Annotated in this window: 7 protein-coding genes; 5 read left to right on the top strand and 2 right to left on the bottom strand. The window is 70.8% G+C overall.

Annotation, left to right across the window (positions count from 1 at the left end):
• The first annotated feature begins 149 nt into the window (after nt 1-149).
• Complete coding sequence (locus tag HOQ08_RS02985) at nt 150-695, top strand: lipocalin-like domain-containing protein (RefSeq protein WP_291191396.1); 546 nt, start codon at nt 150-152, stop codon at nt 693-695.
• Nucleotides 696-701: 6 nt separating this feature from the next.
• Here HOQ08_RS02985 and HOQ08_RS02980 read toward each other — a convergent pair whose 3' ends face one another.
• Together HOQ08_RS02980 and HOQ08_RS02975 are read right to left on the bottom strand one after the other, a co-directional pair.
• Complete coding sequence (locus HOQ08_RS02980) at nt 702-1,565, bottom strand: LysR family transcriptional regulator (protein WP_291191393.1); 864 nt, start codon at nt 1,563-1,565, stop codon at nt 702-704.
• Nucleotides 1,566-1,731: 166 nt separating this feature from the next.
• A complete protein-coding gene (locus HOQ08_RS02975; RefSeq protein ID WP_291191390.1) occupies nt 1,732-5,331 on the bottom strand; it encodes an ATP-binding protein in 3,600 nt (1,199 codons plus the stop codon).
• A gap of 137 nt (nt 5,332-5,468) precedes the next feature.
• On the opposite strand from HOQ08_RS02975, the gene lexA reads away from it, so the two are divergent.
• From lexA to HOQ08_RS02955, 4 genes are all read left to right on the top strand, one after another.
• Complete coding sequence (lexA, locus tag HOQ08_RS02970) at nt 5,469-6,068, top strand: transcriptional repressor LexA (RefSeq protein ID WP_291191387.1); 600 nt, start codon at nt 5,469-5,471, stop codon at nt 6,066-6,068.
• Between the two features lie 178 nt (nt 6,069-6,246).
• On the top strand, nt 6,247-6,921 hold the full coding sequence (gene imuA, locus HOQ08_RS02965; protein ID WP_291191384.1) for a translesion DNA synthesis-associated protein ImuA: 675 nt from the start codon (nt 6,247-6,249) through the stop codon (nt 6,919-6,921).
• Between the two features lie 10 nt (nt 6,922-6,931).
• Nucleotides 6,932-8,335, top strand: coding sequence for a DNA polymerase Y family protein (locus HOQ08_RS02960; protein ID WP_291191382.1), 1,404 nt, complete (start codon nt 6,932-6,934; stop codon nt 8,333-8,335).
• Between the two features lie 65 nt (nt 8,336-8,400).
• The gene (locus tag HOQ08_RS02955) at nt 8,401-11,535 is read left to right on the top strand and encodes an error-prone DNA polymerase (protein WP_291191399.1); all 3,135 of its coding nucleotides are present in this window, start codon (nt 8,401-8,403) and stop codon (nt 11,533-11,535) included.
• Nucleotides 11,536-11,584 lie beyond the last annotated feature (49 nt).

Here is an 11,584-nt window from a genome sequence, read left to right as displayed (position 1 = left end):
TTAGCCCGCCCTTCCGGCGGGCTTTGTTTTTCTGGCCGGCGGATGGCGAGCCATTTAATTCCGCCATCGCTGAAATACGGTTTTGCCTCCTGTTGCCCGGCTTGGCCCGGCGACTAGGCTGCGCGTGCCCCCAACCCGAGAGGATAACCATGCGAGCCCATCGAAACTTCGTTCTTTCCGGCATCACCGCCTTGATGCTGGCAACCGCGACGGTGCACGCGTCGCCGCAGGCGAAGCCAGCTCCCGCCAGCGCGATGTCGGCATCGGTGCCCGGCTGGCTGGTCGGCGTGTGGAAGCTGGTGCGCTGCGACAACGTCTATCCGGACGGACACCGCGTGGAACTCTACGGGCACGACCCGCAGGGCCGTTGGATGATCGACGCGCAAGGCCACTACATGATGCTGATCGCCCGCGCCAAGCGCACGCCATTCGCCGCGGGCGACAAGTCCAGGGGAACACCCGGGGAATACCGCGCCGCGTCGCTGGACACGAACGCGCACTACGGCAGCATCGCCATGCAGGGCGACCACATGACCACGCATATCGAGCAAGCCTCGTTCCCGAACTGGAACGGCCGCGACGGCACGACCAGCTACACCCGCGACGGCGACCGACTCACCTACATCGTCGCCAGGCCCAGCAGCGGCACGCCGGAAGGGGCCCACGGCGAGGTGGTGTGGCAGCGGGTCGACTAGATCCGGCTACCCCTGCGCCAGCTGCTTGAACGCGCCGGCCAGCGCGTGCAGGGCCTGGCGTGAGCGGCGATCGTTGAGCGCCGTATGGAGCACCACGTCCTGGCTGGGCAACGGCGGCAGCCCCAGGACCGGCCCCAGGTCGACGGTACCGCCCGGCGCCGCGCGCCGGGCGAGCACCGCGATGGCGAGCCCGGCCGCGGCAGCAGCGCCAAGGACCGCGGCGCCCTTGCCGATGAAGACCTCGGTCCAGGCCACGCCGGCCTGGTCCAGCGCACGCACGGCGGCGGCACGGATGGAGCAGGCCTCACCCTGGGTCGACAGCGGCAGGGGCTCGCCCTGCCGCGGCCGCCAGCCGACGGCGCCGATCCAGGCGAACTGCTCTTTGTAGAGGGTTTCGCCCTGCTCACGCCGGCCCTCCGGCTGCACCACCAGGGCCGCATCGAGCGCGCCCTCCTCATAGGCCTGCATGACCTCGCGCGACCCCGCCACGCGCAGTTCCAGCAGCAGGCGCGGATCGTGCTCGCTCATGTGGCGCAGCAACGCCGGCAGTTCGCTGCCGACGATGAGCTGGCTGATGCCGACGGTGAGCCGGCGCCGCTCGACCTGGAACGACGCCACCGCCCGCTCGTGCGCACCGACCAGCGAACGGGCAGCCTCGAGGAACAACGCGCCTTCCGCGGACAGCCGCACCTGCCGCGGCGTGCGCTCCAGCAGCCGCCGACCCAGTTGTTCCTCCAGTCGTCGCAGCTTGAGGCTGATGGCCGATTGCGTGGTCGACAGGGCCTCTGCCGCGCGCGTGAAGCTCTGCAGATCGGCGGTGAGGACGAAGGCTTTGACGGCATCCAGATCGAGTGCTTTCGAAGACTTCATGGCGAGGCATCTTGGGTGGCAGGGAATGGCGCCGGCCTTCGTCCGCTCACCAAGCCGGTTTCGAACGCTGCCGTGGGATCGTCCTTTCCCATGATCCCGATGGCGTCACCGGGCACAAGTTTCCGCACTGGCGTGCGTGAAAGCCGCGCGGCCGCTGCTGCGTCGGTTATGCGCCCTCTCCATCGGCGAAAGCGCCCACTTCGAAGGCAACCGCTTCGGGCACCAGTTGCGCGAAGACTTCGGCCAGGTCCTCGCCGGTGAACGGCTTGCGCAGGAACGCATCCATGCCTGCATCCAGCGCGCGCGCCTCCTCGTCGCCGGCGGAGCGGGCGGTGATCGCGATGATCGGCAGGCGCTGGCCGGGTTCCTCGCGCTGGCGGATCAGGCGGGCGATCTGGAAGCCGTCCACGCCGGGCAGGTCCAGGTCAAGCAGCAGCGCGTCGAAGCACGACTGCTCCAGTTCGGCCAGCGCGCCCAGGCCGTTGGCGACGTAGCAGACGCGATGGCGCTGGCGCTCGAGCTGGCCGCGGATCACTGCGGCGACGATGGCGTCGTCTTCGACCAGCAGCACGTGCAACGGATGCCCGATCGGCGCATGGCCGGTGGGAGCGGGACCTTCGGACACCTGCAGCGGCAGCCGTACGCGGAAGGTGGTGCCGTGCGCCAGGCGCGATTGCAGTTCGATGCTGCCGCCCATCATGCCGACCAGTTCGCGGCAGATCGCCAGCCCCAGCCCGGTGCCGGCGCGACGCTGCGGGCCGTCGACCTGTTCGAAGCGCTGGAACAGCCGCGCCTGCGCGGACTCGGGGATGCCCGGGCCGGTGTCGGTGATGCTGAAGACCAGGCCGTCGCTGCACCGTTCCGCGCGCAGCCTGACGCTGCCGTACTCGGTGAACTTGAGCGCGTTGTGGGTGAGGTTGAGCAGCACCTGCTTGATGCGCACCGCGTCGCCGACCACCCGCGGCGGCAGGTCGTCGGCCAGTTCCACCAGGAAGCCCAGGTGCTTGGCCTGGGCATGGCCGACCTGCAACTGCGCCACGTCGTCGACCAGCTGGCGCGGATCGAACGGCGCCGGCTCCAGGTTGAGACGGCCCGCTTCGATGCGTGCGACGTCCAGCGCGTCGCTGAGCAGCTTGAGCAGCATGCCGCCGGAGCGCTGCATGGCCAGGGTGTATTCACGCTGCTCGGGCCGAAGCGGGGTGGTCAGCAGCAACTCGGCCATGCCCATCACGCCGGTCATCGGCGTGCGGATCTCGTGGCTCAAGGTGGCCAGGAACTGCGTCTTGGCGGCGCTCGCCTCCTCGGCCAGGCTGCGCTGCTGCTCGGCCAGGGCGATGCGGTGGCGTTGCACGATGCGCCGGCGCCACACCCACAGCACCAGCCAGACGGCCAGCGCGAGGGTGATGGCATAGGTCAGCCAGGCCCACCAGCGTGCCCACGGCGGCGCTTCGACATGGATGCGCAAGGGCGCGGCCAGATGCGCCCAGGCGCCGCCGGCGCCGGCCGCCATCACCCTGAGCGAGTAGTCGCCGGCGCCCAGGCCGGCGAATTCGCGCTCGCCGCGGCTGTCGACATCCACCCAGGTGCTGTCCAGCCCGTCGAGCCGGAACCGGTAACGGTTGGCGGACGAATCGACGTAGGAGAACACCCGTGCCTCGATGCCGAGTTCGCGGTCGCGCCAGTCCACCTCGATCGGGCCCGGACCCAGCGGCAGGTCAACCAGGTGGCCACGGCGACGCACCCGCACGCGGGTCAGCGCCAGCTGCGGCACGGTCGCCTGCTCGCATACGCGGTCGGGATTGAAGGCGACCACGCCGCCCAGCGTCGGCGCATAGAGGTTGCCGTCGGGCATCAACGCGTAGCCGCGGGCGAATTCGGTATTGCTCAGGCCATCCTGCAGGCCGAACGAACGGAAGCGGCCGTTGTCCGGATCGAAACGCCACAGGCCGCCGCTGCCGAAGATCCACACGCGCCCACGCGCGTCCACGCGCATGTCGACCACGCCCACCGAGGGCCAGCCGTGCGCCATGTCCACACGGCGTACCAGCGCCACGCCATCGCCGCGATAGCGGTACTGCTCCAGCCCGTCGGGCGTGGCCAGCCACAGGCCGTCGGGCGAGAAGCTGAAGGCTTCCACCGAGACGCCGGTGGGGCCGCCGGGCACCGGCTCGAAGAAGCTGTGGGCAGCATCCAGCCGCATCAGGCCGCCTTCGCTGGCATAGTAGAACTCGCCGCGGTCGTTCAGCGTCATCTGCGCGCCCCACAGCGCCTTGTCGTCGGCGTGGCGCATCGGCACCGGGGCGACCGCCAGGGTGTCCGGATCGACCCGGAACAGGCCCTCGCCGAAGGTGCGCACGTACAGGCGATGGTCGGGACCGGGTTCGACCTCCAGCGGGTGGCGGATCATCCTGCCGTCGGGATCCACGCGATCAACCTGTTTGCCGTGGGTGCGGTAGAGCGCCCCCTGCACCGCCACCCACAGCTTGTCGCCATCGCTCTCGGTCATGCCGAGCACGTCGCCACGCAGGTCCGAGAGCACGTGCTCGACGGCGCCGGTGGAGGGATCGAGCCGGTCCACGCGGCCGCTGCGCTCGCCCACCCAGACGTGCCGACGGTCGCGCCCGCGCGCCATCGTGGTGGCCACCGAGTCGCGCAGGCTGGAAGGATCGTCCGGGATGTGCGTGTAGCGGCTGAAGCCGTACCAGCCCGGCGCGAGGTAGGCCACGCCGCCGTCGAGCATGGTCACCCACAGGCCGCCCTCGCGGTCGACGTAGAGCTGCCACACCCAGGTGCCGGGCAGGTTGCCGTAGAGCACCGGCCGGTCCATCACCGGGATCACCGGTCCGTCGGGCCGCTGCTGCAGGAACAGCCCGCGCTGGGTGCCGATCCACAACCGTCCGTCATGGTCGCGGGTGCTGACCATCACGTTGGTATCGGGCAGCTGGCTTGCGGCGAAACGGTGCGCCAGGCCATCGGCACCCACGACGAGCAGCCCGCGCACGGTGGCGATGCGCACTTCCTCGCCGTTGCCGTCGATGCGCCACGCATCCACCGTCTGCTGCGGATCGGCCGGCAGCACGCGGTGCCAGCTGCCGTCCGGGTCGCGCCGGAACAGGCCGTGGCTGCTGCCGGCCCACAACCGCTGGTGCGGGTCGACATAGAGCGAGGCCACTTCGCCGAAGTCGCCCGGCCGGGTGCCGAGCAGCGGATTGACCACGTGCTCGAAATGGCCGTCCACGCGCATCCGGTCCAGCCCGTAGCGGGTACCCACCCACAGGCTGCCGTCGGCGGTCTGCGCCAGTGCCCAGACCTTCTCGCTGACCAGGCTGGCCGGATCGGCCGGGTCGTGGGCCCAGTGCCGGAACGTGTCGCTGGCGGCGTCGAAGAGGTTCAGGCCTGCGTCCAGCCCGGCCGCCCACAGCCGGCCCTGCGTGTCGATCAGCAGCGAGGAAATGCCGTTGCCATAGAGCGACCCGGGATCGCCGGCGACGTGGCGGTAGGTCTTGAACTCCACGCCGTCGAAGCGGGCAATGCCGTTCTTGGTGCCGAACCACATGGTGCCGTCAGGCGCCTGCACCGCGGCGTAGACCAGGCTGCTGGGCAGGCCGTTGACGCTGCCATAGCGGCGAAACTGCGGGGTCGGCAACGCGTCGTTGGGGATGGTTGCGGCCGCGGGGGGAGCGGGCGCATTCGTGCCTGCAGCGGGCGCACCCAGCAGCAAACCAACGCCCAGCAGCAAAGCGGACACCATGAGTTTCCCCTGCATGCCTGAAGTCCTGCGCAGACGTATCGCAGTCCCGTGGGCCTTCACGCCTTTGGCAAGCCGCCGGATTCCCCTTCACGAAATGATGCCAAAAGCATCCCCCTGCCGCGACCTACCCCGATGTACTAAGATTAGTAATCATGACTCCGATCCGTCAGGCCCTGCTCGATTACCTGCGAGAGCACATCGCGGCGCACGGCTATCCGCCGTCGCAGCTGCAGATCGCCGCGGCGCTGGGGCTCAAGCAGAACCGTTCCGCGCGGCTGCACCTGGAGGCGCTGGCGCGCGAGGGCCACGTCGAGCTGGTGCCCGGCCAGGCCCGCGGCATCCGCCTGCGCCGGCCTCCCGCGGTCGAGACGTTGCAGGTGCCGTTGCTCGGCCGCGTCGCGGCAGGCCGGCCGATCGGCTCGGATGCGCAGGTGCAGCGGGAAGTCGCGCTGGACGCCTCGCTGTTCCGGCTTCGCCCCGACTACCTGCTCGAAGTGGTCGGCGAGTCGATGCTGCTGGACGGCATCCTCCCCGGCGACCTGATCGGCGTGCACCGCACGCCCGAGGCGCGCCACGGCCAGACCGTGGTGGCCCGGCTGGAGGGCGAGTTCACCGTCAAGCGGCTGGAGCGCAAGGCCGGCCGCGTCCGCCTGCTGCCGCGCAACCCGGCTCATGCCCCTATCGAAGTGGACCCACGCGCCACCGACTTCGCCATCGAAGGGCTGTTCGCTGGGCTGGTGAGGCCCGGCTGATGAACGCTCCTGCAGGCCGGGCCGGGCACCGGCGCCTCCGGGCCACGGCCAGCCTGGAAAACCGTGTTCCGCCCGCCCGCGGCCCAATCGCATCTGGCCCCATGGGGCGGGCCCCGGCCCCTCGCTTCGCCGCGCCGCCACGGGGGTCTGAAGTCCACCCTATGCCGGGCACGCGCCGATGAGCACCATCGTCGCCCTCGACCGCCTGCTCGATGCCCGCCGCCTCTGGCGCGGCCAGCCGCAGGCGCGAGCACCCTCGCGCCAGCCCACCGGCTTCCCGCTGCTGGACGCGGCGCTGCCCAGCGGCGGCTGGCCCGAGGCTGCGCTGAGCGAGGTGCTGCTGCCGCTGGACGGCATCGGCGAGCTAGCCCTGCTGTGGCCCACGCTGGCGCGACTGACCCGGGCCGGCCGGCTGGTCGCACTGGTCGCCCCGCCCTATCTGCCTTTCCCAGGCGCATGGGCAAACGCAGGCGTACGGCTCGACCGGCTGCAAGTCGTGCGCGCCGATGCGCGCGACGTGCCGTGGGCGACGGAGCAGTGCCTGCGCTCGGCCGCCTGCGCCGCCGTGCTGTGCTGGCTGCAGCAGGCCGACGACCGCACGCTGCGCCGCCTGCAGCTGGCGGCCGAAACCGGACAGTGCCTGGGGCTGGCGATGCGTCCCGCCGCGGCCGCCGCACATGCTTCGCCCGCGGCGTTGCGCCTGTCGCTGGAAACCAACCCCGCCCGCCTGCGCGTGCTCAAATGCCGCGGCGGCAATCCCCCGGCGCAACCGCTGCCTTGGCCGTTGCCGCGGGGCGAGGCACCCGTGCCGGCCGCCGACAGCCCGCACGCGGCTGCATCGGATCGCGCCTGAGGGCACCGGCATGTTGTGGGCCTGCATCCTGTTGCCCCAGCTCGCGCTCGACGGCGTGCTGCGTCGCCACGCCACGCCGGACGAACCGCTGGTGTTGATCGACGGTCCCGCGCAGCGGCGCGTGCTGCGCGCGGCCAACGCGGCGGCGAAGGCGGCAGGCCTGCGCGCCAGCCTGCCGCTGGCCACCGCGCAGGCGATTTGCCCGCGCTTCGCCGCGGTCGAGCATGACGCCGCCGAAACCGCGCGCTGGCACGACTTCCTCGCCGCCTGGGCCTATCGCTACGGCGCGCAGGTCAGCCGGCAGATGGCGGCCTCGCTGCTGATCGAGGTGCAGGCGAGCTTCCGCCTGTTCGGCCCGTGGCCGCGGATGGAGGCGCTGATGCGCGAGGAGCTGGCCGCGCTCGGCTTCCGCCACCGCATCGCCCTGGCGCCCAACCCCTGGGCTGCCCGCGCGCTGGCCGGCGTGCACGACGGCCTGGCGATCACCCACGACGCACCGCTGCGCCAGGCGCTCGGCCAGCTGTCGGTGGAACGCGCGGGACTGCCGCCCGAGGCGGCCACCAGCCTGCGCCGCATGGGCCTGCGCCGGCTCGCCCAGGTCTATGCGCTGCCGCGCGCGGCGCTGGGCCGCCGCGTGGGCAGCGACACCCTCGACCAGCTCGATCGCCTCAGCGGCGCGCTGGCTACGCCACTCGTCTGCTACCAGCCGCCGGACCACTTCGAATCGCGCATCGAGTTCAACTACGAAGTCGGCGCCACCGGCCAGCTGCTGTTCCCGCTGCGCCGCATGACCGGCGACCTCGCCGCCTACCTCGCCGGCCGCGACGGCGGCGTGCAGCGTTTCGTACTGAAGCTGGAACACGAGCGCGGCGCCGCCACCGAGGTGCCGGTCGGCCTGCTCGCGCCCGAGCGCGATGCGGCCATGCTGTTCGAGCTTGCGCGTGGGCGGCTCGATCCCGTGCAACTGGCCGCGCCGGTGCGCGCCCTGCAGCTGATCGCGCGCGAACTGCCGCCGTTCGTGCCGGCCGGCCGCGACCTGTTCGACGTGCGCCCGCAACAGGCGGTGCCGTGGGAACAGCTGCGCGAACGCCTGCGCGCGCGGCTGGGCGACCGGGCCGTGCATGGCCTGGCCGTGCATGCCGACCATCGCCCCGAACGCGCCTGGCGCGACCACGGCGAAAGCGCCGTCGCACCGCCGCTGCCGCGCCCCGGCTGGCTGCTGCCCCAGCCGATCCCCCTGCGCGAGCGCGTCTCTCGCATCCTGGCCGGCCCCGAGCGCGTCGAAAGCGGCTGGTGGGATGGCGACGTGCGCCGCGACTACTACGTCGTCGAGACCGCCGCGGGCCAGCGCGCCTGGGTGTTCCGCCCCGCCGGCGAGCGCGAGGGCTTCATGCTGCACGGGTGGTTCGCATGAACGCGCCCGTGGTTCCCTCTTTCCCGCAGGGAAAGGGCTGGGGTGAGGAGTCGGGGCTCGCCAAGATGCCCGAGAAAGGCGATGCGCCGAACGAACAGACAAACGAATGCCCTGACCCCTTCCCCGCCTACGCCGAACTCCACTGCCTCTCCGCCTTCAGCTTCCAGCGCGGCGCCTCGCGCGCCATCGAATTGTTCGAGCGCGCGAAGGAGCAGGGCTACGCCGCCTTGGCGATCACCGACGAGTGCACCCTCGCCGGCATCGTGCGTGCGCTGGAGGCCTCGCGCAGGACCGGCATCAAGCTGATCGTCGGCAGCGAACTCCAGTTCGCCGATGGCCCCAAATGCGTGCTGCTGGTCGAGAACCAGCAAGGCTACGCACGGCTGTGCCAGCTCATCACCGCCGCGCGCCGGCGCGCGCCCAAGGGCAGCTACGAATCGCGGCGCGAAGACCTGGCCGGCACCGAAGGCCTGCTCGCGTTGTGGCTGCCCGGCGCGGAGCCTGACGAGGCCGAGGGCGCATGGCTGAAAGGGCGCTTTCCCGGCCGCTGCTGGCTGGCGGCCGAACTGCACCGCGGCCCCGACGACGACGCGCGCCTGGCCGGACTGCGCGCCCTGGGCGAACGCCTGGCCCTGCCGCTGGTCGCCGCCGGCGACGTGCACATGCACGTGCGCGCCCGCCGCCCGCTGCAGGACGTGATGACCGCGATCCGCCACCACACCACCGTGGCGCAGGCCGGCCACCGGCTGTTTCCCAACGGCGAGCGCCACCTGCGCACGCGCCGCGCGCTTGCGGCCATCTATCCGTCCGAACTTCTGGCCGAGAGCATGGCGATCGCGCAACGCTGCACGTTCAGGCTGGAAGAACTCGACTACACCTACCCGCACGAGCTGGTGCCGCAGGGCCACACCCCGGCCACCTGGCTGCGCCAGCTGGTCGAGGAAGGCGCTCGCTGGCGCTGGCCCGGCGCCGTGCCGGACAAGGCGCGCAAGCAGATCGAACACGAACTGGCCCTGATCCGGACCAAGCAGTACGAGTCCTACTTCCTCACCGTGCACGACATCGTGCGTTTCGCGCGATCCAAGAACATTCTCTGCCAGGGTCGCGGCTCGGCCGCCAATTCGCTGGTCTGCTATGCGTTGGGGATAACCGAGGCCGACCCTGAAACGACCCGGCTTCTATTCGAACGTTTCATTTCGGCCGAACGCGACGAGCCGCCCGATATCGATGTCGATTTCGAGCACGAGCGCCGCGAGGAAGTATTGCAGTACGTGTTCGATCGCTACGGTCGCGACCGCGCCGCGCTCACTGCCGTGGCGACGGAATACCGCGGCCGCGGCGCCATCCGGGATGTGGCGCGGGCACTGGGGCTGGCGCCCGAGCTGGCCGGCGAACTGGCGGCCACGCTGGATCGCTGGAGCGGCGAAGTTCCTCCGTTCGACCGCCTTCGCGAACGGGGGTTCGATCCGGACACGCCGCTGATGCGGCAAGTCCTCGCCCTCACCGTGCAGCTGATCGGCTTTCCGCGCCATCTTTCGCAGCATCCGGGCGGTTTCATGATCTCCGAACATCCGCTCTCGACGCTGGTGCCGGTGGAGAACGCCGCCATGGACGGCCGTACGGTGATCCAGTGGAACAAGGACGACCTGGACACGATGCGGATGTTGAAGGTCGACTGCCTGGCGCTGGGCATGCTCACGGCATTGCACAAGACCTTCGATCTGCTGCGCGGCAGCGGGCGCGGCGACCACACCATTGCCGGCATCAACGAGCATAAGGACGACAAGGACACCTACGACATGATCTGCCGCGCCGACACCATCGGCGTGTTCCAGATCGAGTCGCGCGCGCAGATGGCCATGCTGCCGCGCCTCAAGCCCAGGACCTTCTACGACCTGGTGATCGAAGTGGCGATCGTGCGGCCGGGTCCGATCCAGGGCGACATGGTGCATCCCTACCTGCGGCGACGGAATGGCGAGGAACCGGTCGATTACCCATCGGATGCCTTCAGGAACGTCCTCGATCGCACGCTGGGCGTCCCGCTGTTCCAGGAACAGGTGATGCAGATCGCCGTGGATGCCGCCGAATACACGCCTGGTGAAGCCGACGAACTTCGCCGTTCGATGGCTGCCTGGAAACGCCATGGCAATATCGAGCGCCACCGCGAAAAACTAGTCGCCGGCATGCTGAAAAACAGCTACACCCGCGATTTCGCCGAGCGCCTGTTCGAGCAGATCAAGGGCTTCGGCAGCTACGGCTTCCCCGAATCGCACGCGGCCAGCTTCGCCCTGCTCGCCTACGTCAGCAGCTGGCTGAAATGCCACGAGCCGGCGGCGTTCGCCTGCGCGCTGATCAACTCCGCGCCGATGGGCTTCTACTCGCCCGACCAGCTGCTGCAGGACGCGCGCCGCCACGGCGTGCGCACGCTGCCCATCGACATACGCCACAGCGAGTGGGACTGCACGCTGGAGCCGGAGCGCGACTCGCGTCTGCAGCCGGCCATCCGCATGGGCCTGCGCCTGATCCGCGGCTTCTCCAAAGCGACCGCCGAAGAGGTCATGGCCGCCCGTGGGCAACGCCCGTTCACCGACGTCGCCGACCTCTGCGCGCGCGCCGGGCTCGACCGCCGCGGCCAGGCCCTGCTCGCCGACGCCGGCGCCCTGCGCGCCCTGGCCGGCCACCGCCATCGCGCGCGCTGGGCGATCGCCGGGGTGGAGCCGCAGTTGCCGCTGTTCCCCGCCGCCACACCGGAGACCGAAGCGGTCGCGCTGCCGCTGCCCACGCGCGGCGAGGACCTGCACGCCGACTACGCGCTCACCGGCACCACGCTCGGCCCGCATCCGCTGCGCCTGCTGCGTCCGCGGCTGCGCGCGCGGAACTACCGCGCCTCCAACGAGCTGCCCGCCCTGCCCAATGGCCGCCCCGTGCGCGTGGCCGGCCTGGTCACCCTGCGCCAACAGCCGCAGACCTCCAGCGGCGTGGTGTTCGTGACGCTGGAGGACGAGCACGGCCTCACCAACGTGGTGATCTGGCGGCGCGTGGTGCTGCGCCAGCGACGCGTGCTGCTGGCCTCGCGCCTGCTCGCGGTGGAAGGGCACCTGGAAAGCCAGCACGGCGTGCAGCATTTGATCGCACGCGGGCTCGAAGACCTGACTCCGATGCTGGGGGAGCTGGACGTGCGGTCGCGGGATTTTCATTAGAGCAGAGCCAAAGCCGGGGCCTCCCCCTCTCCCCAGCCCTCTCCCCCGA

Origin of the sequence: Frateuria sp. (genome assembly GCF_013362045.1) — a bacterium.
In the GTDB taxonomy this organism is placed as follows: Bacteria; Pseudomonadota; Gammaproteobacteria; order Xanthomonadales; family Rhodanobacteraceae; genus Frateuria_A.
This window is presented reverse-complemented; position numbering and strand designations above follow the sequence as displayed.

Excerpts from the sequence above, each read along its gene's own strand:
- HOQ08_RS02985 (WP_291191396.1), top strand. The coding sequence starts at position 150 with ATGCGAGCCCATCGAAACTTCGTTCTTTCCGGCATCACCGCCTTGATG.
- HOQ08_RS02980 (WP_291191393.1), bottom strand. The coding sequence starts at position 1,565 with ATGAAGTCTTCGAAAGCACTCGATCTGGATGCCGTCAAAGCCTTCGTC.
- HOQ08_RS02975 (WP_291191390.1), bottom strand. The coding sequence starts at position 5,331 with ATGCAGGGGAAACTCATGGTGTCCGCTTTGCTGCTGGGCGTTGGTTTG.
- lexA (WP_291191387.1), top strand. The coding sequence starts at position 5,469 with ATGACTCCGATCCGTCAGGCCCTGCTCGATTACCTGCGAGAGCACATC.
- imuA (WP_291191384.1), top strand. The coding sequence starts at position 6,247 with ATGAGCACCATCGTCGCCCTCGACCGCCTGCTCGATGCCCGCCGCCTC.
- HOQ08_RS02960 (WP_291191382.1), top strand. The coding sequence starts at position 6,932 with ATGTTGTGGGCCTGCATCCTGTTGCCCCAGCTCGCGCTCGACGGCGTG.
- HOQ08_RS02955 (WP_291191399.1), top strand. The coding sequence starts at position 8,401 with ATGCCCGAGAAAGGCGATGCGCCGAACGAACAGACAAACGAATGCCCT.